This window comes from Geomonas diazotrophica, from assembly GCF_019063885.1.
Lineage (GTDB): Bacteria > Desulfobacterota > Desulfuromonadia > Geobacterales > Geobacteraceae > Geomonas > Geomonas diazotrophica.
On record NZ_CP077684.1, the window covers coordinates 2699645 to 2725362 of the forward strand.

Consider the following 25718-nt stretch of genomic DNA (forward strand, 5'->3'; position numbering starts at 1 on the left):
CACGCCAAGACGCAAAGTCGCAAAGAAAAGACACCATCTTGGTAACTGTAGTTCTTATCCCCATTGTTGTTTTGAGCCTTTATCCCCTTTATCCCTTTTATCCCTGTTTGAATGATCTTGGGTGTCGCACCATTAGTTACAGGATGTTTGTCAAGAGCAGGAAACGGTTCAACAGCCACCCGGTGCCGAAGGCGAAGGTGGAGACGAACAGGCCGATGCCGATGGCGACCTTCCAGCCACGCTCCTTCTTCATGATCAGGAACTGCGCAACGCAGGGGATGAACAGGGTCAGCGTCACGGCGGCGACGGTAAGCTGGCGCGCATTCATGAGCCCCTTGCTCTGCAGGTCGTACAGGCCGGCGGCACCGTAATCGCGACGGAAGAAACCGAAGATGAAGGCGACGGCACTCTCCTTGGGAAGCCCAAGGGAAGCCATCACCGGCGTCATCGCCTCAATCATCTTCTCGAAGAAATGGGTGACCTTGCCCAGCCACAGGAGCACCGAGGCCAGGATGAACAGCGGCAGGATCTCCATGAAGTACCACTGCATGCGGGTGTAGGTCTTGGTCAAGACGTTGGAGAACTGCGGCAGCCGCATGGGCGGGATCTCCATGTAAAACATCGGGGTGTCGCCGGGGAGCACCTTGGCGGCGAGAAGCCCCACCAGCAGGAAGATGCCAAAGAGGCAGAGGCCCCAGACCAGGAGCGCCCCGGGGGTCTTGGCCAGAAGGGACATGATCACGCCGAGCTGCGCCGAGCAGGGAATCGCCAGCGCCAGCAGCACCGTCGCGATGACGCGCTCGCGCACCGTTTCCAGGGTACGGGTCACCATGGTGGCCATGGTGTCGCAGCCGAAACCGAGCACCATCGGGATGACGGCGCGGCCGGTGAGTCCCATGGTCTTGAAGACCCTGTCCACCAAAAGCGCCAGGCGCGGGAAGTAGCCGCTGTCCTCCAAGACCGAGAAGAAGAGGAAGAAAGTCGCGACGATGGGGAGGATGATGCCGACGGCGTAGCGAAAGCCGAGGGTGATGATGCCGTACTCGCCGACGAAGAGCTCCTGGATGATGGGCCAGGGGAGGCTACCCCTCACGACGCCGGTGATCCAGGGGTTGAAGAACCCTTCGAATCCCTTCCCCTCCAGGAGATCGACCAGGGTCCCGGCGCCGAAGACGCCGACGAACTGGTACAGGCCGAAATAGAGCACGATGAGAAGCAGCGGGATGCCGGTTGTCGGACGCACGGTCAGGCGCGAGATGCGCTCGGCCAGGGTGACCACCCGCTTCTGCGGGGTCCTGAAGGCACCGTCCAGCACCTTCTTCACGATCGCCTTGCGTTCCATGGAGAGGTCGAGGTGGAAGGATTCCCTGCGCTCGAAGCGTTTATCCCTGACCGCTGCCTCGACCAGGGCGAAGCCCTCCCCCTCGCTGGTGCGCACAAGCTCCGCCACCTCGTCGTCACCCTGCAAAAGGAGCAGCGCCAGCGACTTCTTGGAGAGGATGTACTCCCCCTTCAGGCGGCCGGCGATCTCGGCGATGTCCGCTTCCATGAGGCGGGAATATCCGAAGGGGGGGGTGCTGCTCGCGGTGGAGCCGGCGATGGCTGCCCTGATCTCAGGAACGCCGACCTTCTTGGCGGTAGCGGCACCGATCACCGGGATGCCGAGACGCTCTGACAGCAGCGGGATGTCGATCTCCAGCCCCATGCGCGCCGCCTCGTCCATGATGTTCACCACCAGCACCACCGGAAGCTCGGCCTCGATCAGCTGCAGCGTCATGGGGAGCATGCGCTCCAGGTTCCGGGCGTCGAGCACGTGCAGCACCAGGTGCGGCCGCTCGGTGAGCAGGATCTCGCGGGCGACCCGCTCCTCCTCGGTGATGGGAAGGATGGAATACATGCCCGGCGTGTCGATGATCTCAAATTCCTCGCCGTTGATGGTGGTAGTGCCGCGGGAGACCTCCACCGAGGTGCCGGGGTAGTTGGAGACGGTGACGTAAGCGCCGGTCAGGGCGTTGAAGAGTACGCTTTTGCCGACGTTGGGATTCCCGACCAGGGCCACTTTTTTGGCGCCGGTGCTGCTGACGGTGGGAGTTTCGTGACAGGAACCCTTCTTACCGAAAAATGACATGATTCTACCTACCCCTTTTTAACGTTCGTTTGCCAATGAAATGCCAATGAATGTCACTTTCATGATGGCGGGAAAAAATTTTGTGCGGCTTGATTCGGGCCTTGGCCGGTCCGGTGGCCGCGAGGGCATAAGGGCGCTAATGAGCCCTCCCTACGGCGCCGGCCGCTTCGGCTATTTCCTGCAGTTGGCGCAGAGGCCGTAAATTTCGAGGCGGTGCCGCTCGATCAGGAAGCCGCGGCTGTTGGCCACCTCGTCCTGCAGTTTTTCGATGGTTTCGTTTTCGAATTCTTCGATGTGGCCGCACCGGGTGCAGACCAGGTGGTCGTGGTGCTCCCCTTCGCTCACGTGCTCGTAACGGGTCTGGCCGTCGCCGAACTGCATCTCGCGGGCAATGCCTGCCTCCGCGAAGAGCTTCAGGGTGCGGTACACGGTGGCGTAGCCGATGTTCGGGTGCTTGGATCTGAGCTTCAGATACAACTCCTCGATGCTCAGATGCCTGTCGCTGGAAAGGAAACTGTCGAGGATGATGTCGCGCTGTTTGGTCGACTTGAGTCCCCTCTGGGACATGAAGTCGGCAAAAACTTTTTTCTTGGCTCGTTTCATGACAACCCCAATTGAAAGTGGATGTCATGATAGCGAGCGTCACTGTCACTGTCAACTCTTTTTTGGGACTGATGGAAAAGATGCGGAGTCTGTGTCAGGCTTCGGGAAGAACATTCAAGCACAAGCATCCCGTTTACAGCCAGTGTCGCAGGGGGAGACCAACGTAGCTCCCGTTGTGAGGGCGAGGTGAAACAGATGCTCAAAGCCACGAGCGGATGACTGGTCAATGCGGATTATGTCACGCGCTCAGCCAAGTGGCACCGGCGCCCCTGCACCGACCTACTTCGCTCCGGGCTTGTTGATGATCTCGGGGGGGATGTCTTCGGGGAGCGGCTGTACGGGGCGGCCGCACTTGCGGCAGCATTCCTCGCAGCCGGTTTCCTTGCTGGCGTCCTCTTCCAGTTGCGGCTTCGTCTCCTTCTTGGCAGCCTTGCATTTCTGGCAACAGTCGCAGGCATTCTCCTGCGTCGGGCTGACCTCCACATCACGCTGATCGGGAAGGAACTTGCCGTTGCCCCGGTGCACCAGTTCACCATCTCCCGCATAAGACAGAGCGACTTGGGACAAGAGCAGCAACACGATCGCGATCGGACTCTTCTTCATATGCGGCTCCTCCGGTGGATTTCAGAATGGCGGGAACGCTAAACGTTAACATCGGCCAAATCCATGTCAAACGCCGCTTCGAAAAGGCGACGATGAAAATGGCCGGCATTCAGGCACGGTTGCTTTTCTCTGGTATACTCGCCGGATGAATAAACCCTAACAGGAGGTGTCACATGCAGAGGCGTTTGGTGGTAACAATGGCAATCTTGGCACTGGTAACCGGCGGCGTGATGGGGTGCAAGAAGAAGAGCGAAGAACAGGCTCAACCTCCACAAAGTGTCGTGTCGACCGCCAAGTCGGCAACGTCGAACGCGCCGCCGGCGCCATCCTCGACCGGCCTCACCGGGGAGCAGCTCTTCAAGCAGCATTGCGCGGTCTGCCACCCCAACGGCGGCAACACCATCACCCCATCCAAGACTTTGAGCGCCAAAGCCATGGCCGACCAAAACAAGATCACCAAACCCGAGGACATCGTCAAGGTCATGCGTAACCCCGGCCCGGGCATGAACAAGTTCGACGAGGGGATGATCTCCAACGACGACGCCAAGAAGATCGGACAATACATCCTGGCCACCTTCCCCTAATCCACATCTGCTCCAGGTGGGGGCGTCAATGCCCCCACCGAAGCCCCTCCCTTTGTGACGCGGTTCACTTCTCTTGGCACCTATGCAGTAAACCAACCTTCCGCGTCGACAGACTCGCGGCCGGCGATGGACGCTTTGCAATCCCCCGGGGCGACAGTAGAGTTGGGGAGTCAATCCTGACCGGAGTGCCGAACTGACCAAGGGGGCCGATATGGAAAAAGAGGAAAGCCTTAAGCTGGCCGCAGGGATCATGCTCGACTTCGCCGTGCAAACCGGCCTGTCCGGGGAGAACAAGACTCCGCGCCGCTATCTCTGGACCGACGCCTTCGCGGTCTGTAACTTCCTGGAACTCTACCACCGCACCCAGGACGAGGAGTGGCTGGGGCTGGCCCGGCAACTGGTGGACCAGGTGCATCACACCCTGGGGCGCAACCGCCCGGACTCGGCCAGGAGCGGCTGGCTGAGCGGTCTGAGCGAAGAGGAGGGTGAACGGCATCCCACCCGTGGCGGTCTGCGCATCGGCAAGAAGACGGACGAACGCGCGCCGGACGAGCCGTTGGACGAGCGACTGGAATGGGAGCGGGACGGACAGTACTACCACTACCTGACCAAATGGATGCGTGCACTGGGCCGCATCAGCCGGATCACGGGGGAAGCCGGGTACCTGCGCTGGGGAATGGAGCTGGCGCAGACGGCACACCGGGCCTTTCGCTTCAACGCGGCGGCGGAGGGCGTTTTGGGACTTCACTGGAAGATGAGCAGCGACCTCAGGCGCTCCCTGGTTCCCTCGGTCGGGCAGCACGACCCGCTGGACGGCCTGGTGACCTGCTGCGAGCTCGTCTTTGCAGCCCGGCTGTTCCCCGACGAGGAGTTCCCGGACCTGCAGCGGGAGATCCGGGAGTTGACCGGGATGTGCCGCAACCGGGACTTCAGCACCAGCGACACCCTCGGGATCGGGAGCATGCTGGTCGATGCCTGCCGGACCGGCGAACTGATCATCAACGACGCCTTCCATGACCTCGCCCTATTCCGGCGCATGCTGAACGACGCCCTCCTCTCCCTGGAGGACCTCGGCGGGGGCTTTCTGGATCAGCAGGCCAAATACCGACTGGCGTTTCGAGAGCTCGGACTCTCGATAGGGTTGAAGGGAGCCGTACGGCTCGCCAAGCTGTTCGAGGAGTATCCGGACGTGCGGGGGGGCGAGCTGGCCTCGTGGCTGCAGCCCCGGTTCGAAGCCTTACTGTGGTTTCACAAGATGGCGGGAAAAATAGAGGCGTTCTGGATCGGAGAAAAGAGGAAGCAAACGGAGCACTGGCGGTCCCACGGCGACATCAACATGGTGATGCTCGCCACGAGCCTGGCCCCGGAGCAGTTTCTCAAAAGCGGTTGAAACTCAGACCAGCGCCGACGTAGATGGCCGGTCATCAGGGTGAGCACTGCATGGCGCCTGGGAAGGAAACTTCCACCACCGGCGCGGCCAGCCCCCCCGGCCAGCTCCCAGATCCGCTCGGGGGACCGGTGTCCCGGTATAAAGCAGCGAAGTCCCGCCACGGGTGACGCGGTACCCCACCGCCTGCGGCGGCTATTTGCCCCCCAGCGCCGCCAGCCTCTCCTGCGCCTGTTTTGCCAGCGGGCTGTCCGGGTGCTTCGTCACTATTTCCTGGTACAACTGTTTCGCGTGTTCCCGGTTGTTCTGTTTTTCCTCGAACTGGGCCGTATCGAAGAGTTCCCTCCCCTTGTCTCCGGCGCAGCCGCCAAGCGCCGCCAGCAGCAGCGCCCCCAGTACCAGTCTCTTCATCGTTGCCTCCTCCATTCCCCGTCACTCTTTCCACGCAGCATGAACATAGGCACCATTACCATTAGGAGATGACCATGTAAATATCTTTTCCTGTCCCAGGCCACATCCCCTATTCCAGTCGGCTGCACACGACCGAACGTGAGCCGACAATCGGGAGGGATCCGGCCATGGTGACGCCCTCCCCCTCCACGCTCGCCCTGCACGCTAACTGCGGCTGCGGTGACCCGGGTCACATCGCCATAAAAGATTAGAGATATATAATTCAATGGCAAAAGCCGGCATCGTGACCGTAACCGGGACCACTGCCTCTGCCCGCCGCGGCAGAGGCACAACAAGCTGCATGTGGAGGTGGCTATGAACGTGACAGAGCTGAAGAAGGTGTCCAAAATCGCATGCATCGCAGCCGTTCTGGCTTTGCTGTCTGCCTGCGGAGGAGGAGGGGGGGACCAGCCGGTCGACAAGTCCAAGTACACGGGGGCGACCGCCAGGGCAAGCATCAATACCGGCAACGCCGTAGCCTTTACCACAGATGCCTACGCTGCCGGAAGCATCGGTTCGTCGGCAAACGTTATCGGCGTCATGGTGCAGAATGAGGGAAGTCCCGACGGCAAGTTGACCACCCTTGCGGAAATCGCCGCCACCGTCCGGGGAAGCCTCGCCCAACTCTTCGCGCGAGGGGGACAGGCCACCACACTCACCGGTGTCGCAGCCAGCAGCACGGTTTACGGTGCCGTCGGGGGATCGGCCGCCGTAACCATGACCGTCAACGAAAGCACCGGCAACTTTACCGGGACCATGACCTTCAGCAGGTACCAGAACGTGAGCGACGGCCCGACCATTTCCGGGACCGTCACCATGACCGGCATCTACAGCCCGAACACCGGCCGGTACGACTCCATCACGATGGAATGCGCTCCGCTTTCCGCCACCACGGCCAAAGGGACGGCGACCATTTACGGCTCCTTCGCTTTCAGCGTCGACGCCACCGGCGAAAAACTCAAGATGTCCTGCACGGTGAGCGTCAACTCCAGTCCCAACTACTGGGTCAAGGACTGGACCTACACCTTCACGGCGGGCACGCTCACCATAACCGGCGTCTACTATCACCCGAGCTACGGGTACGTCGAGGTGACCACACCGACACCGCTAAACGTAAGCTCGATCTCGGGGGTACCGAGCTCGGGCGTGTTCCAGGCCGCCGGCGCCCACTGCTCCAAGGCGAGACTCACCTTCAGCTCGTCGGGCTCGGTGGTAACCGCTACCGGCGGAGACGGTCAAGACTGGCAGCTCTGCAACGAATAGCCGGGAGAGCTTCAACACCCCCGGCTCACAGAGCCCCCTTCCCCGCCCCGGAAGGGGGCTTTGTTTTTCGGCTGGGGGCGACTCTGCCGGCGGCGCCGCTCCTTGAACAAACTGCTTTCATGGCCTAAAGTCATAGCTATGCCATCCGCATTGAGACATTTCCATCCGCTGATCCAGAAATGGTTCATCGAGAAAGTGGGACAGCCCACCGATGTCCAGTTGCGCGCCTGGACCGAGATCAGCCAGGAGCGCCACGTCCTGGTCACCGCGCCGACCGGCAGCGGCAAGACCCTGGCCGCCTTTTTGTGGGCCATCAACCAGCTGGTCACCGGGGCCTGGTCCTGTGGCGAAACCCGGGTGCTCTACGTCTCGCCGTTGAAGGCCCTCAACAACGACGTGCGGCGCAACCTGATTGCTCCGCTCGCCCAGCTGCGCGACTTCTTCGCCGCCCATGGGGAGGAGTTCCCCGCCATCGCCGTCCAGACCAGAAGCGGCGACACCCCGGGCGACGAGCGCCGCAGGATGCTGCGTCATCCCCCCGAGATCCTGATCACCACCCCGGAAAGCCTCAACATCCTGGTCACCTCCAAGGGAAGCAGGTCCAACCTCACCGGCGTGGTCACGGTCATCCTGGACGAGATCCATGCGGTCGCCGGCGACAAGCGTGGCACCCACCTCATCACGGCGGTGGAACGGCTGACGCTTTTAAGCGGCGAGTTCCAACGTATCGCCCTCTCGGCCACGGTGCGCCCACTGGAAACGGTGGCCGATTTCGTGGCGGGGCTGCGCCAGGTAGGGCAGCGCTACCAGCAGCGCCCGGTGGCGCTGGTACGAGGCGAGCAGGAGAAGCGCTTCGAGCTGGAGATCAGCGCGCCGGAGGCCATGCCCCCCGGCGCAGAGGGGGAATTCTGGCCCGCCCTGGTGGACAGGTTCACCGAGATCATCACCAGGCACCGTTCCACGCTCTTCTTCGCCAACAGCAGGAGGACCACCGAGAGGGTCACCCGCCTGATCAACGAGCTCTCCGGGGAGGAGCTCGCCTACTCGCACCACGGTTCGCTGTCGCGGGAGATCCGGCTCGCCGTCGAAGAGCGCCTGAAGCGGGGCGAGCTGAAGGCCATCGTGGCTACCAACTCGCTCGAGCTCGGGATCGACATCGGCAAACTGGAGAGCGTGGTACTGATCCAGACGCCGCGCTCCATCTCCTCGGCCATCCAGCGCATCGGTCGATCCGGGCACGGCGTGGGTGAGGTGAGCAGCGGCATGCTCTTCCCCACCTACGGCATGGACTTCGTCTGCGCCGCCGTGATCGCACGCGCCATCGCCGACGGCGAAATTGAGGAACTGCACCCGGTGGAAGCCCCGCTGGACCTGCTGGCCCAGATCATTCTCGCCATGGGGCTACCCGAGCGGTGGCACCTGGATGAGCTCTACGACTTCCTGAGATGCAGCTATCCGTACCGCAACCTGTCCCGGCGGCAGTTCGACCTGGTGATCGGCATGCTGGAAGGAAAGTACGCCGACTCCCACGTGCCGGAACTGCGCCCACGGGTGACGGTGGACCGGCTGGAGGAGACCGTCGCCACCCGCCCTGCCCTCTCCATGCTGGTCTACCTGGAAGGGGGCACCATACCGGAACGGGGCTACTTCGAGCTCCGCCTCAAGGAGACGGGGGCGAAGATCGGGGAGCTGGACGAGGAATTCGTCTGGGAAAGAAGGCTCGGGGACACCTTCGCGCTCGGGGCGCAGGTCTGGCAGATCACCGAGATCAGCCACAGCACGGTGCTGGTCGTGCCGGCCCGGAAGCCCCAGCAGATCATCCCCTTCTGGCGCGCCGAGGAGCAGGACCGAGACTTCTATTACTCCGAGAAGATCGCCGCCTTCCTGGAGTCGTGCGAAGAGCGGCTGGGGCACCCTTCAGATACGTCGCAGCAGGGGCTGGTCGAGGAGCTGATGCGGCGCCACTTCATGGACCGGGGTGCGGCGCAGGCGTTGGAAACGTATCTGAAGCTGCAAAGGGAGGCGAGCCGGGGCGCTCTCCCACACCGCCACCACCTGCTGGTCGAGCATTTCCGCGACCCTGTCGGGGAGGCCGATACCGAGCAGATCATCCTGCACACGCTCTGGGGTAACGCCGTGAACCGCCCGTTCACCTTCGCGCTCACCGCCGCCTGGGAGAGGCGCTACGGCTACCCGTTGCAAGCCTTCTACAACAACGACGGCATCGCGCTGCTGCTCCCCCACGAAACGGACCGGCTGAACGAGATCCTGGAGCTGGTCACCCCGGATAACATCGAGCCCCTGCTCAGGGAGTCGCTGGAGGGGACCGGCTACTTCGGCGCCCGCTTCCGGGAGAACGCCGGGCGGGCGCTGCTCCTGTCCCGGAGCAACTTCAAGAGAAGGATGCCGCTCTGGCTGAACCGCCTCCGCTCGAAGAAGCTCCTCGCCTCAGTGCTGCGCTACCGCGACTTCCCGGTCCTCATGGAAACCTGGCGCTCGGCGCTTAAGGACGATTTCGACCTCGCGAACCTTAGGCGCCTTTTGGAGGAGATCCAGGACGGCACCATCGCCGTCACCCGGGTCGACACCAGGGAGGCCTCTCCCTTCGCCAAGGGGCTGATCTGGCAGCAGACCAACAAGTACGTCTACGAGGACGACACGCTCGGGGGCGGCCGGAAATCCGCCCTCGGCAGCGACTTCCTCAAGGAGCTGGCGCTATCCCCGCACCTGCGCCCGGACCTCCCTTTGGAACTGGTGCGCCAGTTCCAGGAGAAGCGGCAGCGTCTCGCCCCCGGCTACGCCCCCGATTCGGCCCGGGAACTCATCGACTGGGTGAAGGAAAGGTTGCTCGTTCCGCTGTACGAATGGCCGGAGCTGCTGCAGGCGCTGGCACGCGACGGCGGGCCCGAGGCGGAGGAGCTGCTGCCTCAGGTGGCGGAGCGGCTCGTCCTCCTGGAGTCACCCGGAGCGGACGGCCCTCTGGTAGCGGCGCTGGAGATGATACCGGAGATCGCCGAGGGGCTGGGGCGGAGCAGGGAAGAAATCGTCCTGTCCGTGCTCCCTGACCACCAGCGCCTGCCCGGGCTGCTGCAGGAGTCGCTCGACAGGCTGTGGCAAAGGAAGTCGGATGCCGGTGACGCCGCGGAGGAGGAAGAACCTGCCGCAGCGAGGCTGGTCGGTAGATGGCTCGGCTATTACGGTCCGGTGGAGGTGGCCGTCTTGCAGCGCACCCTCGGGCTTGAAGAGAACCTGCTGCGCGACGCGCTGCAGACACTTGAGGAAACCGGCGCGGTCCTGGTGGACCAGTTCACCGAGGGCGCCGCGGAGCCGCAAGTCTGCGATGCGGTGAACCTGGAGGCGCTGCTGCGCATGCTGCGCAGGTCGAGAAGGCCCGCGTTCGAGGCGCTGCCCCTCGCCCAGCTCCCCCTGTTCCTGGCGCGGTTCCAGGGGGTCGCGGAGCCGGGGAGGACCCCCGAGGAGTTGCGCGACAGGCTGGAGCAGTTGCTTGGCGCCCCGCTTCCGGCGAGTCTATGGGAGGAAGAAGTCCTCCCCGCTCGCCTCGCTCCCTACCTCGGGACCTGGCTGGACAGCCTGATGCAGACGAGCGACCTGCTCTGGTTCGGCTGCGGACCCAAGCGGCTCACCTTCGCCTTCCCGGAGGACCTCGACCTGTTCCAGGATCAGGAGGAAAGCGGGACGGGAGTGGATGTGCGCGAGCATGCCTCGCTGATTCCGGATCACAGGGGGCACTACAACCTGAGCGCCATCTGCTCCGTAGCGGGTGTCACGGCGGCAACGGCAACCACGGAGCTTTGGCAGGAGGCATGGAGGGGCGACGTGAGCAACGACTCCTTCGTCGCGGTGCGCAAAGGAATCTTGAACCGCTTCGAGCTGCCGCAGGGCGACTCGGGGCATCTCCGGCATCCTGCCCACGGTCGGCCCCAAAGGCGCCTCCCCGGCAGCCGCTGGAGCCGCGTCCAGGAAGGCCCGGGCAACTGGTTCCTCCTGCCGCAACCGCAGGGGGAGACCGACGTGTTGGAAAAAGAGGAGAGGAACAAAGATCGCGTGCGGGTGCTGCTGGAGCGCTACGGCATCCTGTTCAGGGAGCTTTTGACGCGGGAACTCCCCTCCCTGCAGTGGAGCCGGCTGTTCAGAACCCTGCGTATCATGGAGATGTCCGGCGAACTTGTTTGCGGCAACTTCTTCACGGGGATCCCAGGGCTGCAGTTCGTCACGCAGGAGGCGTACCGGCTGCTGGAGCGTGGCCTGTCCCAGGATGCCATCTTCTGGCTCAACGCCGCCGACCCCGCCTCGCTCTGCGGCAGCGGCCTGGAGGGACTGCGCGAGGAGCTTCCTTCCCGCATTCCGTCAACCCACCTGGTCTACCACGGCCCGCACCTGGTCCTCATCTCAAGACGCTACGGCAAGGAACTGGAGTTCAGGGCCGAGGCGGAGCACCCCCAGTTGGAGAGCTACCTCGCCTTGTTCAGAGCCCTGGTCGGCCGCGACTTCAACCCGTTGAAGCGCGTCACCGTGGAGCGGATCAACGGCGAGCCGGCAAAGGAATCGCCGTATGCCGAAGCACTCAGGCGTTTCGGCTTCCAGGAATCCTACTCCGGGTTGGAATACTGGCGGCAGTACCCGTAGCGCCCTATCCTCCCCCTCGCCCTCCGGGAGAGGGTGCCCGCAGGGCGGGTGAGGGAGATGCCACGAAGCCAGTTGGTTGCCTTTTGCAACGCCCTCACCCCTGCCCCTCTCCAGGAGGGCGAGGGGAACCTTGGCGGGGAAAGCCTACAGTTCCTCTGAGCTTGCTTACGAGGTGATCGCCGCCGTAAACCCGCCGCCGTCCGCCGGCACGAGCTCCATGCTGTTTTCGATGCAGGGGATCCGATCCTCCGCGTGGTGGTTCACGTAGAGGATCTGGGTGTTGCCGGTGCGCCCCAGGTGGTCGATCAGCTTCAACACCATCTCCCGGTTCACGTCGTCCAGCCCCTGGCATGGCTCGTCCAGGATCAAAAGGTCCGGCTGTTTCACCATGGCCCGGGCCAGCAGCACCAGCCGCTGCTCCCCGTAGGAGAGATCCCGGAAAGCATGGTCCTTTCTGTGATCCATGTGCAGCAGCTTGAGCCACTCCAGCGCGATCTCCTGCTGGCGCAGGGTGTACTGGGAGTACATGCCGATGGAGTCGTACATCCCCGAGATCACCACGACCTTAACCGTCCCGCCGACCCGGTACTCCTGCTGAAGGGAAGTGGAGACCAGGCCGATGCGCTTCTTGATGTCCCAGACGCTCTCCCCGCTCCCCTTCCTGCGGCCGAACAGGCTGATGTCGTTGGCGTAGGCCTGCGGGTTGTCGCCGCTGATCAGGCTCAACAAGGTCGACTTCCCCGAACCGTTGGGGCCGCTGATCTTCCAGTGTTCCCCGGCTTTTACCGTCCAGTTGACACCGTTTAGCACGTACTTCTCACCGTAGCGTACCGTCACGTCCTTCATCTCGATAAGCGGCTGCCCCGGAACAAGCGGCGGCGCGCCGCGCGCCGTGTCGACCTCGGGCAGAGTTTCCGGGAGGGTGTAGTGAAAGGCGTGGAAGCGCCGCAGCGCCTCCGAGTTCAGCATCTCGTCCCTGGTTCCGGACCTGAGGATGCGGCACTCCTGGAGGTAGGCGATGTGGGTCGTTTCCGGCATGATCTCGCTGAAGCGGTTCAACAGCAGCACGACCTGGATGCCGCGTTCGATGCAGCGGCTGATCAGTTGGCGCAGCACGTCGGATGATTCCCGGTCCAGGCCGTCGAAAGGCTCGTCCAGCACCAGCAGTTCCGGTTCCTGTAACAGAGCCTTGCAGATGAGGGTCTTGCGCATTTCGCCCGTGGAGAGGAACTTGATGCCGCGCTCCAGAATCTTGGTGAAGCCGAGCTCCCGTGCCAGTTCGGCCAGTCTCGTCTCGTCGGCGTCGGTCCCGGCGAGGATGAACCGGTCCACGCGGGTCCCTTCCGTCACGTAACCGAGGAAGTCCGAGTCGTCGTTGTAGCGCTCCTTTTCCAGGATCTCGTCGATCTTCTCGAAAGAGACAAACCCCGACCGGGCCGGGACGCGGCTGGTGCCGGAGGTGACCGGCAGGTCGTTGCAGAGGAGTTTTCCCAAGGCCGATTTCCCCGACCCGTTCGCCCCGACCACGGCCCAATGCTCGCCGGGGTTGATCTGCATCGTTATCCCTTCCAGGAACCTCAGTTCCGTGATCCTTGCTTTTACCTTGTCCAAAATGATTTCGACCACTTTATTTCCCTTTACACCTTAAGTGGAATAATGCCTCCCAACGGCTTCGTTGACGTCATAGCGTCACTGCGTTATGCTCGGTGCGGAGGTAAAGACATGAGCGCACTAACAAAAAGAACAACTATTTACCTTGATCCTGCCATGCATCAGGCGCTGCAGCACAAGGCCTTGGAAACATCGCGTTCCGTTTCCGATCTCGTGAACGATGCAGTCCGCAAGACCCTTGCCGAGGACGCCGAGGATTTGGCAGCTTTTCAAGAGCGGGTCAACGAACCGCTGCTGACATACGAATCTCTGCTGAAAGAACTAAAGGCCGATGGCCGTCTATAGCATCCTGCGAGGTCTACCGCTAACCAGGAACCAGGAAAAGCAATGACAACAAACAAGGGGTGAGCACGACGTGCTCACCCCTTTTCTTTGGCTTCTTCTGCCCTGATGCCGCAGACGTTATTACTTGTTCAGGAACTCGCGCCCAAACGGGGACATCGCGCGCAGGCGCGAGATGATCGGGGGGAGCGCCTCTATTACAGCGTCGATATCGTCATCGGTGGTGAACCGGGAGAGCGAGAAACGGATGGAGCCGTGAGCGCAGGTGAAGGGGACGCCCATGGCGCGCAGCACGTGGGACGGCTCCAGCGAACCGGAGGTGCAGGCGCTGCCGGAGGAGGCACAGATTCCCTTCTCCGAAAGAAGGAGCAGGATCCCCTCCCCTTCCACGAACTCCATGGCGATGGAGAGGGTGTTGGGAAGACGCTCGGTGCCGCCGCCGTTGATCCTGGTGTTGGGGATCAGCGAGGTCAGCTCGCGCTCCAGGCGGTCGCGCATCTCGCGCACGCGCCCGGCCTCGTCCACCATGTACTGCTCGGCCAGCTGGCAGGCCTTGCCCATGGCGATTATGGAGGCGGTGTTCTCGGTGCCGGCCCTGCGGCCGCGCTCCTGGTGCCCGCCGACCAGCATCGGGCGGAACGGGGTGCCGCGCCGCACGTAGAGGACGCCGACCCCTTTGGGGGCGTGCAGCTTGTGCCCGGAGAGCGAAAGCATGTCGATGGCGGACTCGGCCATGTTCAGCTGGATCTTGCCTACCGCCTGCACCGCGTCGGTGTGGAACAGCGCGCCCTTCTTCTTCACGATCTTGGCGGCTTCCTCGATCGGGAAGATGACGCCGGTCTCGTTGTTGGCGTACATGAGGGAGACGATGGCGGTATCTTCATCGAGCGCCTTCTCCAGTTCGTTCAGATCCAGCTGCCCGTTGCCGTCCACGTTGAGTTCGGTGACGCGGTAGCCGCGCTTGGTCAGGTTGCGGCACTGGGTCAGCACCGCCGGGTGCTCGACGCGGCTGGTGATGATGTGGCGCTTCTCCGGGAAGACCTCCAGCGCCGAGCGGATGGCGGCGTTGTCGCTCTCGGTGCCGCAGGCGGTGAAGACGATTTCGTCCGGCAGGGCGCCCAAAAGGGAGGCGACACGGGCGCGGGCCTCGTCCACCTTCTTTTGCACCTGGCCGCCGAAGAAGTGCATGGAACTCGGGTTGCCGTACAGCTCGCAGAAGTAGGGACGCATCTCCTCGAAAACCCGCTCGTCCACCTTAGTGGTGGCGTTGTTGTCAAGATAGATCTCTTTCATCCCTGTACCTCCTGTACCGTGATGTCGGGGGAAACCAGCTCGCGCAGCTTCTGCTCCACGAACTTGGCGGTGTAGCCGGAGGAGGCGCAACCGGCGCAGGCCTTCCTGAAGGCGACCTGAACGTTGGAGCCGTCGATATCGATCAGCTCGAGGTCGCCGCCGTCAGCCCAAAGCTGCGGACGGATCTCGTTCTCCAGGGTCTCCTGGATCAGCTGCATCTTCCTGAGGTTTGTGAGCTTGGCCGGCTTTTCAACGGCCGCCTTCTTCTCCTCGCCCATCACCTCGGCGATGAGTTCCTTGATCTTCGGGATGCAGCCGCCGCAGGCGCCGCCAGCCTTGGTGAAGTGGGTGACCTGCTCCGCGGTGTGCAGCTTGTTGGAGGCGATCACCTTCTTCAGGAAGACGTCGGTAAGGCCGAAGCACTTGCAGACCAGCTCACCCTCGGTCTCGACATGCTCGTGGCCATGGCCGTGGGCGGGCGCGTCGACGCCGCGGTACTGGGCGATGGCGGCTTCCAGCGCCTCCTGCCCCATGACCGAGCAGTGCATCTTCTCTTCCGGAAGCCCACCCAGGAAATCGGCGATCTGCTGGTTGGTGATCTCCAGCGCCTCGTCCAGCGTCTTGCCCTTCACCATCTCGGTCAGCGCCGACGAGGAAGCGATGGCGCTGCCGCAGCCGAAGGTCTGGAATTTGGCGTCGACGATGCGCTCTTTGTTCTCGTCCAGCTTTATAAACAGCTTAAGGGCATCGCCGCAGGCCAGGCTGCCAACCTCGCCGACCGCATCAGCATCCGTTATCTCGCCCACGTTCCTCGGGTTGAGGAAATGTTCTTTTACTTTATCGGTGTAGTCCCACATAGACCCTCCCTCCTAATTAGTCCGGTTATCATAGCGCAAAGCTTGCGAAAAGAACAACCCCTAAACGACCACAATTCACAGCAGCGCGGTAGGGTACCCGGATTTACGTAACGTTTCCGGCAGGAACTGCAATTCCCGCTCCGCTTCAAGCCTCATCGGGCCAGCGGGCAATCACGAAGCGATAACTGCGGGAATATGCGTCGAAAGTTCTGCTGCGCGAATGAGCGGCTATCACCGATGCTTCCCCGAGGGTGCCGGCAACGTGACCGGCAACTGCCACACAAAAGAGCATCTGTAATAAAATGGGACGCAGTCACCGCCAGGCTGGAAGCCCTGCGCGGAACTGCGTCCCGGATGGGACAGGTGTTTCATCATGGCTTTACGGGAAGAACCGTTCCCTCTTGCCTCCCCCTCCATCGACGCGAGGGGGACGAAGCCAACGAGGAACCGGACCCGAAATAGTCGCTGTTACCCCTTGCCGAGAATGAACTCGCGGCCGGCATCCACCAGCGCCTGCAGGCGCTCTTCGCTGGACGCCTCGCAGTACAGCCGCACCACCGGCTCGGTCCCCGATTTACGGAACAGGAGCCAGCTGCCGTCTTCGAGGATGAACTTGTTGCCGTCTATGGTGATCTTCTCCTTGACCGGCTCCCCGGCAAAGCTGGCCGGCGTTGCGGCGATCCGCTCGGGGAAGACCTCTTCCAGTTCCGGAGAAAGGGTGAGGTTGATCCTCTTGGTGAGGTAGCGGCCGACCTTGCTGTAAAGACGCTCCAAAAGCGCCTTGACCGGCATACCCTCGTGGGCCACCATCTCGGCGACCAGCAGGCAGGCGAGGATGCCGTCCTTCTCCGGGACGTGCCCCTTGATGGTGAGCCCGGCGCTCTCCTCGCCGCCGATGATGATCTTGTCCTGGGCGATCAGTTCGCCGACGAACTTGAAACCGACCGGCGTCTCGTAAACCTTGACGTCGTGCATCTTGGCGACGGCATCTACCAGGTGGGAGGTGGCGACAGAACGTCCGACGCCCCCTTTCATCCCCTTGACACGGACCAGGTAGTCGAGCAGCAGCGCGATAATGTAGTTCGGTTCGATGAAGGTGCCGTCGCCGTCCACGATGCCGAAGCGGTCTGCGTCGCCGTCGGTGGCGATGCCGAGGGCGATCTCCGGGTCCTGCCGCACCAGCTTGATGAAATCCTGGATGTATTTCTCGCTCGGCTCCGGCGGGAAGCCGCCGAAATAGGGGTCACGGTTGGCGTTCATCTGCACCACCTTCACCCCGTGCGCCTTGAGCGGTTCGGCCAGATACCCGCGCGCCGTTCCGTAGAGGGGGTTCACGGCGATGGTGCCGAGCTTGGCGATGGCAGCGAAGTCGATCTTCATGGCCAGGTCGTCGAGGTAGTGCTGCATCGGGTCGATCTCTACCAGGAGCCCCTTTTTCACGGCCTCGTCGATGGAGCACTCGTTGTAGCAGATCTCCCCCAGCATCTCGTTGGCGCGGCGCTCTATGTCATCGGTGGTCTGCGGCAGGGCGGGCCCCCCCCAGGAGGGGGAGAACTTGATGCCGTTATACTCGGGCGGGTTGTGGCTGGCGGTGAAGTTGATGGCGCCAGCGGTCCTGCGCCGGAGAATCTCGAAGGAAATCACGGGTGTGGGGGTGTCGCGAACACAGAGGAAGGTGGTGATGCCGGAGCCGGTCAGGACACGGGCCGCCTCGCGGGCGAAGGCCTCGCCCATGAAACGGGAGTCGTAACCTACGATGATACCCTTGCCCGCCTCGCCGTTGCTCTTTACGTGATCCGCAATGGCTTGGGTCACGACCTTAACATTCTCAAAGATGAAGTCCTCACACAAGATACCGCGCCAGCCGGACGTGCCGAAAGTAATCCGCTGCATAATCCCTCCAGGAGAATTGATAGTAAGGTCACCTGAATCTGGCACAACGCCCGCCTCCGATGGATAACTTATCGAAAACAAAAGTGCCAAGCAACCCGAATGAATAATTACTAGAGCTTAATCCAGTCCTTTGGGAGAGTCAAGTTTTCGCTAAAAAAGTGGGTTGACATTTTTCTTTCGAAATTGGTAGAGTGTCTCTTATCAACGATTACGAAGCAATTTGAGGAGGCTTAAACATGCAATGTCAAACCGTACTTCCTGGTGCAGAGTGCACTTTCTGGGGTAAACAGGGTTGTGTATTCACCGAAGGTTCCTGCCAGCCGATCGTGGAAAACTGCGAAGGTTGTGACAGGATCGTAGACGGCTCCATCGGGAAGGTTTGCAGCGCATACCCGGCTCCCGAGAAGAAGTGGGTCGGCGGTATCTGCAACTTCGCGTCCCACGTCAAGGTCGAGATCAAGACCGACGACGCCAAGATCAACCCGCTCAAAGCTTCCAAGAAAGCTGCAGGCGCCAAGAAGAAGAAGTAGTACACGCAGTTATCTGCTGTACCCTAAAAAGGGAGGACCGAGGTCCTCCCTTTTTTTTGCCAACTACAGATCTGGAGGTGTGCGATGCCTTTCGACTTTCTGGCCTGCCCTGCGTGCGGTGCGAAGGTGAAGGAGTACAAGAACCCGCTGCCGACGGTCGACGTGATCGTCGAGCTCCCGGAAGGAATCGTCCTGATCGAGCGCAAGAACGAGCCCCTCGGCTGGGCCATCCCCGGCGGCTTCGTGGATTACGGCGAGACGCTGGAGCATGCCGCGGTGCGGGAGATGCAGGAAGAGATATCGGTGGAGTTGGAGGAGAAGGACCTGAGGCTGCTCGGCTGCTACTCAGATCCCGCCCGCGACAAACGCAGCCACAACATCTCGACCGTCTACGTCGCCAAGTCTATGGGCACCCCCAAGGCGGGCGATGATGCGGCAGCATTCGCCATCTTCCCCATCGACGCCCTACCCGAACCGCTCTGCTTCGACCACGCACAAATTCTGTCGGACTACCGCAGCAGGAAGGACGCGGGAAAGATATAAAAAGGGACCTTCCTTCGGCGGAGAACGGTTGGAATTTAAAAACCGAGGTTCAAAAGAAAAAAGAGAGACATACGAGTCGGGCCTGCGTTCAAAACATTAAAATGAAAGTTGAACTCGAAAAATAATCATTCAACTTCCAAAAGCGCGTGTTCAACTTCAAAATTAAAATCTCAAACGATTAAAAAATTGCGACAGCGCCTCGAACCGACGTTTAAACTTCCAAAAAAAAAGTTGAGCACCAAAAAAAATCGCTCAACTTCAAAAACCGCGCGTTAAACTTCCAAATTAAAATTTCAAACGATTAAAAAATTGCGACAGCACCTCGGATCGATGTTTAAACTTCAAAAAAGAAAGTTGAGCACCCAAAAAAATCGCTTAACCTCAAAAACTGCGCGTTAAACTTCCAAATTAAAATTTCAAACGATTAAAAAATTGCGACAGCGCCACGGACCGATGTTTAAACTTCAAAAAAGAAAGTTGAGCACCCAAAAAAATCGCTCAACCTCAAAAAAAAGAAGTTGAGCGCCAAAAAAGTTCGCTCAACTTCTAAAACCGCACGTTGAAATCCCGCCTTCGCCCCTACTACTCGAAAAACCGCAGCACCGGCAGGCTCGGAATGAGCCCCATCTCGAACGCGTGCCGGAAGAACAGCCGCGCCCCTTCGAGGTGCGCATCGGTCAACTCGTACGAAATGGTCTGCCAGTAATCCACCAACGCCTCCTCGCTGAGCCAGCCCCGCTCCTCGCACTGAGCCGCGATCTCGGCGTAGCTTGCGTAAGCGAGTTTCTTGGCCGCGACCAGGTCACGGGCGAGTGCCGCCAGTTCGGCGCGCTTCTCCAGCGCCGCCTCGCGCCGCACAATCCAGAGGGCGAAGACGAAGGGGAGCCCGGTAAACTCGTGCCAGAGCTGTCCCAGGTCGTAACAGAAGAATCCGGAACCGGAGGCGGCCCCTTTCAGGGCTGCGTCGCCGATAAGCAGCAGGCCGGGATACTCCTCCAGCGCCTGGTGGAGCGGCAGCGTGGTCCGTTCGAAGCTGTTACTGAAGCCGAATTTCCTGGCCAGCAGCACCTTCAACAGGTTCACCGACGTGTCGGATTCGGCGGTGAGGCCTATGACTTTGCCATCGAGCTCCTCGACCGGAACCCGGGAGAAGAGGAACACGCTCTTCACGGGACCGATGGCGCTGATGGAGAGCTCCGGGAGCAGGCAGTACTGCTCGTGCGCCATGGCGTATTCGATCGAGGAGGACGGGCTGAGATCGATCTCGCCGGCACGCAGCATGGCGTTCAGGCGCGCCGGCACTCCATCCACGAACCGGTAGCCGGTACAGTCGAAATTGGAGGCGAGAGCGGTGAAGATGGGGGTGCAGTTCGCGTACTTGATGTGTCCTATGTTGATGGTCACGGGAAAACTCCAGGATAAGGCTGAGGCAAAAGGAAAAGGCGAGAGGATCTCTCGCCTTTTCAGGTCTATCTGAAACAACTAGCTGTTACTCTTCGGAAACGGAAACGGTGTCCTCGTACAGCTCGGCGGACATGAGAAGGTTCAGCTCCTCCGGATCGGCCATTTCGATGACGACCAGCCAGCCGGCGTCGTAGGGATCGTCGTTGACGAATTCCGGCGCGGTGCCAAGTTCGGTGTTCACCTCGAGCACCGTGCCCGAAAGCGGCGCGTAGAGGTCGGCCACGGTTTTTCTCGCCTCGATGGAGCCGAACGAATCGTCCTGCTCCAGCTCATCTCCCGGCTCCGGGAGCTCGACCGAGGTGACGTTGCCCAACTCCGACTGCGCGTAGTCGGTGACCCCGATTACGGCACGGTCACCCTCGACGCGGACCCACAGGTGCTCTTTGCTGTACTTAAGCTCTTCTGGAAAGTCCATAGTTACTCCAATACCAGCCTTTCGATGAAGCCGGTGTCTATGTTCCCTTCTATGAAGTCTTTGTTGGCCATGATCCGCTTGTGGAACGGGATGGTGGTCTTGATGCCGTCCACGATGTACTCGTCCAGGGCGCGTGCCATGCGCTTGATGGCCTCTTCCCTGGTGTCGGCGTGCACGATGAGCTTGGCGATCAGGGAATCGTAGTGCGGCACGACGGTGTAGTTGGTGTACACGAACGAGTCGACGCGGACGCCGAGCCCGCCCGGGGTGTGGTGGTCGGTGATCTTGCCGGGGCACGGGGTGAACTTCACCGAGTCTTCGGCGTTGATGCGGCACTCGATGGAGTGCCCCTTGATCTTGATGTCATCCTGGGTGTAGCGGAGCTTTTCGCCGTAAGCGGAGCGAATCTGCTCCTTCACGATGTCGACGCCGGTGATCATCTCGGTCACCGGGTGCTCAACCTGCACGCGGGTGTTCATCTCCATGAAGTAGAAGTTGTTGTTCTTGTCGACCAGGAACTCCATGGTCCCCACGCTCGAGTAGTTGACGGCCTTGGCAGCGGCGACCGCGGCCTCGCCCATCGCCTTCCTGAGCTCGGGGGTGGTGACGGTGGAGGGAGCCTCCTCGATCACCTTCTGGTGACGGCGCTGGATGGAGCAGTCGCGCTCGCCCAGGTGGATCACGTTGCCGTGCTTGTCGGCCAGGACCTGGATCTCGACGTGGCGCGGGTTCTCGCAGTAGCGCTCGATGTACACTTCCGGGTTGCCGAAGCCGGTCTGCGCCTCGGTCCTCGCGGTCATGAACGCATTGGGGAGGGCCGCCGGGGAGTGCACGATCTTCATGCCGCGCCCGCCGCCGCCAGCCGTCGCCTTGATGATGACCGGGAAGCCGATCTCCTTGGCGACCTTGATCGCCTCAGTGACGTCGTGAACCCCCTCCTTGGTGCCGGGAAGGATGGGCACGCCGACCTTGATGACCGCCTGACGGGCGGAGATCTTGTCCCCCATGATGCGCATGCTCTCGGCGGTGGGGCCGATGAAGGTGATGCCGCACTTCTCGCAGATCTCAGCGAACCTCGGGTTTTCCGAAAGGAAGCCGTAGCCCGGGTGGATCGCCTCCGCGTCGGTCAGTTCGGCAGCGGAGATGATGGCGTTGATGTTCAGGTAGCTGGAGAGGCTGGGAGCCGGACCGATACAGACGCTCTCGTCGGCGAGTTTCACGTGCAGCGACTCGGCGTCGGCGGTGGAGTAGACGGCGACCGTCTTGATCCCCATCTCCTTGCAGGTCCTGATGATCCGGAGGGCGATCTCCCCCCGGTTGGCTATAAGAATTTTATGAAACATGATGTCTCCAGAAACAGATTAAGATTGAGACTAAGATTAAGGATGAGGCTAAGACCAAGATCGAAGGTGAGACAGCCACAACGAGATCTTCGTCTTAATCTTTATCTTTATCTCAATCTGCCTTAAAGCTTCTCGACCACGAACAGGGCGTCGCCGTACTCGACCGGCTGCGCGTTCTCCTTGCAGATCTTGACGATCTTGCACTTGAACTCCGCCTCGATCTCGTTCATGAGTTTCATCGCCTCGACGATGCAGAGTACCTGCCCCTTCTCGACGATCTGGCCGACTTCCACGAAGGGAGCGGCGTCCGGAGCCGGAGCGCGGTAGAAGGTGCCGACGATGGGGGAGGTGATCACTTCGCCCTGCTCCTTCTCGGCAGCGGCGGGAGCAGCCGCGGCGGCGGGAGCGGCAGCCGGAGCTGCGGCGACGGGAGCGGCCGGAGCGTACTGGTAGGCGACCGGTGCCTGCATCTGGAACTGAGCGGTACCGCTGCAGCCCCTCTTGATGACCACCTTGTCATCTGCGTTCTCCAGCTCGAACTCGGTGATGTCGGTCTCCGTTACCATCTTGATCAGCATCTTCAGGTCTTTTATATCCACATCTTTCTCCTTTTCATTACGTTATTGCATGGTTAAAGGCCTTCCGAACGACGCCGGACAGGCCTGCCTACTCTCAGAGGATCATCAACCCCTTGGGAACCCTGGTGATGGGACGGCAGCAGTTCTGCTCGACCACCACGGTGTCCTCTATCCTGACGCCACCCCACCCCGGGATGTAGATCCCCGGCTCGATGGTGAAGACCATCCCCTCCTGGATGACGTGCTTGCTGCGCGGCGAGGCCGTTGGATGCTCGTGGATGTCGATGCCGACTCCATGCCCCAGGCCGTGGCCGAAATACTCCCCGTACCCCTTCCCGGCGATATGGTCGCGCGCCTTGGAGTCGAGGTCGCGGAAACTGAGGCCGGGGTGCACCGCATCCAGGGCCGCGCGCTGCGCCGCCAGGACCGTCTCGTACACCTCGCGCTGCTTCGCGTCGGGCCGGCCCAGACAGACCGTCACCGTCTCGTCGGAGCAGTAGCCGCGATAGATGGCACCGTAGTCGATGGTGACCAGCTCTCCCGCCACCAGTTTCTTCTCCGACGCGCGGCCGTGCGGCAGCGCGCCGCGCTCACCGGAGGCCACGATGAAGTCGAAGGATTTCCCTTCCGCTCCCCTCTCCCGCATGGCGACTTCCAGCATCCAGGCCACTTCGCTTTCGGTCATCCCGGGCTTCAGGCGCGCCACCGTATCCAGGAGCGATTCCGAGGCGATCGCCGCCACCCGCTCGAGGATCTCCAGCTCGCCGGCGTCCTTCACCGTCCTCAGGGCGGTCAGCTCGCTGTCGGCGGGCAGATACTCGATCTGCGGCGTCTTGGCGCAAAGCTCCTGGTAGAAAGCGACTGTGGTGGAGCCGGCTTCGAAGGCCACCCTGGTCGCGCCGCTTTGCTGCAGCCGCTCAACCAGCGCATCCATCCGGTTCGAGAACTCGATAACCTTCGCGCCCGTGACCTCGGCGCCAGCCTGTGAGGTGTAACGGGAGTCGGTGAAAAACCACCCGTCTTCTGGAGAGAGTACAAGCAGCGCCTCGCTGCCGGTGAATCCGGTAAGGTACCTGATATTGCTGAGATTCAAGACCAGCAACAGATCGGCATCCAACCGCTTCAGGCATTCTCGGGCCGCAGGGATTCTGTTACCTATCATAATTCCGCCCGTATGACAATCTTATTTTCCCAGCCGTTTGGCAAGGGCGCGCAGCCCTAAAAGGTAGCTTTCCGGGCCGAATCCACAGATCTGACCGACGGCTACCGGGGCGATGAAACTGTGGCTCCGGAAGGGCTCCCGTGCGTGCACGTTGGAGAGGTGAACCTCGACGGCGGGAAGCGCGGTCGCGGCAATGGCATCGCGGATGGCGACGCTGGTGTGGGTGTAGGCTGCGGGGTTGATCAGGATTCCCTGGCACTCCCCCATGGCCCCTTGGATGGCGTCCACCAGGGCGCCTTCGCTGTTGCTCTGCACGATCTCGAGCTCCAGCGACAGCTCCGTCGCCAGCTCTTCGAGCGCCCGGTTGATCCCGTCGAGGGTGGTGGTGCCGTAGACGCCGGGCTCCCGAACCCCCAGGAGGTTCAGGTTAGGCCCGTGCAGGACCAGGATCTTGACGGCGCTCATTGCAGCGACTCCCGGAAGCCGGGGGCCGCGCGCTTCAACAGGAAACGTGCCTTTCCGAAGTTGCCGTCGGAGGGGAGCACCAGCGCAGCGAAAAAGTCGTCGCTGATACCGCGCACGATGATGCAGCACTTCTCCGTGATAATGGAAACCTCTTCCAGTTCCCCGGTCTTGAGCACGCCGACCGTCCTCTTGATCTCCTTGAGCACCGAAGCGTACTCGATGGTCATGGTCTGCACGTCCACGCCGGTACCCTCGCGCAGGTACTCGTCGATGGCGATGCCGTCATACCCCATGATGACCCCGCCCAGGCCGCCGCTCTCCGCGACGATCTCCTTGAGAATCCCCTTAAACCCCATCTTTTCTTCTCCTTATGTTTTCCAGCCAGCGTTGCAGCGAGCTCTCCAGGTCCTCGTCGCCATGCGCCTCCTCCTGCACCTGGGGCCGCTCAAGCGGCGCCGATTCCAACTGCGCCGGCGACTCCATCCCGGCAAAAGCGGCGGGTGTAGCTGCCTCCTCGATGCTGATGGGCACCTCCATGGCGGCCGGCCCTTCATGCGCCTCGAACGCGGCGGGCGCCGATACCGCAGCTGCAACAGGTACTGCAGATGCGACCGGCGCCGAAGCAACAACAGGTGCCGCGGGAGCGGCAGTCGCTTTAGGTGTTCCAAGAGATGCGGGGGCAGCGACCGGCTCAGCCGGTGCCGGCTGTGCGGAGGCCACCTGCTGCAACTGCTGCTGTTCCACGAGCTCCTCGCAGCGGAGCCGGTACTGCGGGTTGTCAGGGTGCGCCGCAATGAGCTCGCGGTAGATGCCCATCGCCTTTTCCAGGAACCCCTGCGAAACGTAGAGTTCCGCCAGGGTCGCCGTGGTCAGCGGGTCCGGTACCGCGCCGCGCGGCTGGGACGCCGCTGGAGCGGGCGCTTCGGCAAGCTCCTCCAGATCCTCAATGGCCCAGATGTCTTCCGCTGCATCGGCCGGAGGCTGGACGGCCGCCGCGACGGGCGCGGTTCGCGGCTGCGAAGGCGCCGGTACGACCTCTGCCACCGGTTCCTCGACCAGCTCTTCCAGCTCCTCGATTATCTCCAGCTCTTCGAGCACTTCCTCCTCGGGCTCCGCTGCCAGGGGCGAGGCCGGTGCCGAGGCGATCGATCCGAGGAGCGTGGTGCTCTCCAGGTCCTCCGGGTCCAGCGCCAGCAGCTGTCCCAGCACCTGGCGCGCGAGCGACAGCTCGCCGAGCTCGGCGTAGAGCTGGCTCAGCACCTTCATGGCCTGGATGTGATCGGGCTTCAAGGCAATGGCCTTTTCCAGGGCCTGCCGCGCCTCCTGGGCCATCCCCTTCGCGTAACAGGCGTTGCCCAACGCGACGAACCCGAGGGCGTACTCCGGATGCGCCGTGCAACCTTTCTGCGCCACGGAGACGGCATCGTCCAAAAGGCCGAGCTTCCGGTACAGGTCGGAGAGCGGTGCGAAGCAAAGCGATTTCGCGTCCGCCGCCAGCATGTCTTCGTAACGCTGAATCTCAGTCCAAAACGATAACGCGTCCTCTACCATGTCACG

Annotated in this window: 23 protein-coding genes; 7 read left to right on the top strand and 16 right to left on the bottom strand. The window is 61.8% G+C overall.

The window, feature by feature from the left end; all coding sequences use genetic code 11:
- Positions 1-136 precede the first annotated feature (136 nt).
- The 3 genes from feoB to KP003_RS11765 all read right to left on the bottom strand — a co-directional run bounded on the left by feoB (position 137) and on the right by KP003_RS11765 (position 3334).
- Positions 137-2128, bottom strand: a complete 1992-nt coding sequence (feoB, locus tag KP003_RS11755) for a ferrous iron transport protein B (protein WP_216497760.1) — start codon at positions 2126-2128, stop codon at positions 137-139.
- A gap of 171 nt (positions 2129-2299) precedes the next feature.
- Positions 2300-2731 (bottom strand): Fur family transcriptional regulator, encoded by a 432-nt coding sequence (locus KP003_RS11760; RefSeq protein ID WP_216497761.1) that lies wholly within the window; start codon positions 2729-2731, stop codon positions 2300-2302.
- 279 nt (positions 2732-3010) lie between these two features.
- Positions 3011-3334 (bottom strand): hypothetical protein, encoded by a 324-nt coding sequence (locus KP003_RS11765; RefSeq protein WP_217299631.1) that lies wholly within the window; start codon positions 3332-3334, stop codon positions 3011-3013.
- A gap of 197 nt (positions 3335-3531) precedes the next feature.
- On the opposite strand from KP003_RS11765, the gene KP003_RS11770 reads away from it, so the two are divergent.
- Both KP003_RS11770 and KP003_RS11775 read left to right on the top strand, forming a co-directional pair.
- Entirely contained in the window at positions 3532-3918 is a 387-nt protein-coding gene (locus KP003_RS11770; RefSeq protein ID WP_236026754.1) for a c-type cytochrome, read from the top strand.
- Between the two features lie 211 nt (positions 3919-4129).
- Entirely contained in the window at positions 4130-5308 is a 1179-nt protein-coding gene (locus tag KP003_RS11775) for a hypothetical protein (RefSeq protein ID WP_217299632.1), read from the top strand.
- A gap of 192 nt (positions 5309-5500) precedes the next feature.
- Here KP003_RS11775 and KP003_RS11780 read toward each other — a convergent pair whose 3' ends face one another.
- Entirely contained in the window at positions 5501-5716 is a 216-nt protein-coding gene (locus tag KP003_RS11780; protein ID WP_216497765.1) for a tetratricopeptide repeat protein, read from the bottom strand.
- A gap of 354 nt (positions 5717-6070) precedes the next feature.
- Between KP003_RS11780 and KP003_RS11785 the strand changes: the two genes are divergently transcribed.
- Positions 6071-7018: a DUF1996 domain-containing protein gene (locus KP003_RS11785; protein ID WP_217299633.1), complete on the top strand. Its 948-nt coding sequence runs from the start codon at positions 6071-6073 to the stop codon at positions 7016-7018.
- Positions 7019-7156: 138 nt separating this feature from the next.
- A complete protein-coding gene (locus KP003_RS11790; RefSeq protein ID WP_217299634.1) occupies positions 7157-11665 on the top strand; it encodes a DEAD/DEAH box helicase in 4509 nt (1502 codons plus the stop codon).
- Positions 11666-11830: 165 nt separating this feature from the next.
- Here KP003_RS11790 and modF read toward each other — a convergent pair whose 3' ends face one another.
- On the bottom strand, positions 11831-13291 hold the full coding sequence (gene modF / locus KP003_RS11795; protein ID WP_217299635.1) for a molybdate ABC transporter ATP-binding protein ModF: 1461 nt from the start codon (positions 13289-13291) through the stop codon (positions 11831-11833).
- A 96-nt stretch (positions 13292-13387) separates the two neighbouring features.
- Here modF and KP003_RS11800 point away from each other — a divergent pair, with 96 nt between their 5' ends.
- The gene (locus tag KP003_RS11800; protein WP_216497769.1) at positions 13388-13621 is read left to right on the top strand and encodes an RH3 domain-containing protein; all 234 of its coding nucleotides are present in this window, start codon (positions 13388-13390) and stop codon (positions 13619-13621) included.
- A 120-nt stretch (positions 13622-13741) separates the two neighbouring features.
- Here the strand turns inward: KP003_RS11800 and nifS are convergent, their stop codons facing one another.
- The 3 genes from nifS to KP003_RS11815 form a co-directional block, all read right to left on the bottom strand.
- Complete coding sequence (gene nifS / locus KP003_RS11805) at positions 13742-14911, bottom strand: cysteine desulfurase NifS (protein ID WP_217299636.1); 1170 nt, start codon at positions 14909-14911, stop codon at positions 13742-13744.
- Positions 14908-15768: a Fe-S cluster assembly protein NifU gene (nifU, locus tag KP003_RS11810; protein WP_216788465.1), complete on the bottom strand. Its 861-nt coding sequence runs from the start codon at positions 15766-15768 to the stop codon at positions 14908-14910. The genes nifS and nifU overlap by 4 nt, the downstream gene beginning before the upstream one ends.
- Positions 15769-16236: 468 nt before the next feature.
- Positions 16237-17661 (bottom strand): phosphoglucomutase/phosphomannomutase family protein, encoded by a 1425-nt coding sequence (locus KP003_RS11815; RefSeq protein ID WP_216788467.1) that lies wholly within the window; start codon positions 17659-17661, stop codon positions 16237-16239.
- A 236-nt stretch (positions 17662-17897) separates the two neighbouring features.
- Between KP003_RS11815 and KP003_RS11820 the strand changes: the two genes are divergently transcribed.
- Positions 17898-18191: a PxxKW family cysteine-rich protein gene (locus tag KP003_RS11820; protein WP_216497773.1), complete on the top strand. Its 294-nt coding sequence runs from the start codon at positions 17898-17900 to the stop codon at positions 18189-18191.
- An 84-nt stretch (positions 18192-18275) separates the two neighbouring features.
- Positions 18276-18734 (top strand): NUDIX domain-containing protein, encoded by a 459-nt coding sequence (locus KP003_RS11825; RefSeq protein ID WP_216788468.1) that lies wholly within the window; start codon positions 18276-18278, stop codon positions 18732-18734.
- A gap of 582 nt (positions 18735-19316) precedes the next feature.
- Here the strand turns inward: KP003_RS11825 and KP003_RS11830 are convergent.
- The 8 genes from KP003_RS11830 to KP003_RS11865 form a co-directional block, all read right to left on the bottom strand.
- Positions 19317-20138 (bottom strand): menaquinone biosynthetic enzyme MqnA/MqnD family protein, encoded by an 822-nt coding sequence (locus KP003_RS11830; protein ID WP_216788470.1) that lies wholly within the window; start codon positions 20136-20138, stop codon positions 19317-19319.
- An 85-nt stretch (positions 20139-20223) separates the two neighbouring features.
- The gene (gene gcvH, locus KP003_RS11835) at positions 20224-20613 is read right to left on the bottom strand and encodes a glycine cleavage system protein GcvH (protein WP_216788472.1); all 390 of its coding nucleotides are present in this window, start codon (positions 20611-20613) and stop codon (positions 20224-20226) included.
- 2 nt (positions 20614-20615) lie between these two features.
- Entirely contained in the window at positions 20616-21956 is a 1341-nt protein-coding gene (gene accC, locus KP003_RS11840) for an acetyl-CoA carboxylase biotin carboxylase subunit (RefSeq protein WP_216497777.1), read from the bottom strand.
- A 122-nt stretch (positions 21957-22078) separates the two neighbouring features.
- Entirely contained in the window at positions 22079-22555 is a 477-nt protein-coding gene (gene accB, locus KP003_RS11845; RefSeq protein ID WP_216497778.1) for an acetyl-CoA carboxylase biotin carboxyl carrier protein, read from the bottom strand.
- Positions 22556-22628: 73 nt separating this feature from the next.
- The gene (locus KP003_RS11850) at positions 22629-23696 is read right to left on the bottom strand and encodes a M24 family metallopeptidase (protein ID WP_216788474.1); all 1068 of its coding nucleotides are present in this window, start codon (positions 23694-23696) and stop codon (positions 22629-22631) included.
- Between the two features lie 21 nt (positions 23697-23717).
- Entirely contained in the window at positions 23718-24161 is a 444-nt protein-coding gene (gene aroQ, locus KP003_RS11855) for a type II 3-dehydroquinate dehydratase (RefSeq protein ID WP_216497780.1), read from the bottom strand.
- Positions 24158-24517 carry a roadblock/LC7 domain-containing protein gene (locus tag KP003_RS11860; protein ID WP_216497781.1) on the bottom strand — a complete coding sequence of 120 codons (360 nt, stop codon included), beginning with the start codon at positions 24515-24517 and terminating at the stop codon, positions 24158-24160. The genes aroQ and KP003_RS11860 overlap by 4 nt, the downstream gene beginning before the upstream one ends.
- On the bottom strand, positions 24507-25712 hold the full coding sequence (locus KP003_RS11865; RefSeq protein ID WP_216788476.1) for a tetratricopeptide repeat protein: 1206 nt from the start codon (positions 25710-25712) through the stop codon (positions 24507-24509). Before KP003_RS11865 ends, KP003_RS11860 begins: the two co-directional genes overlap by 11 nt.
- Between the last annotated feature and the right edge of the window lie 6 nt (positions 25713-25718).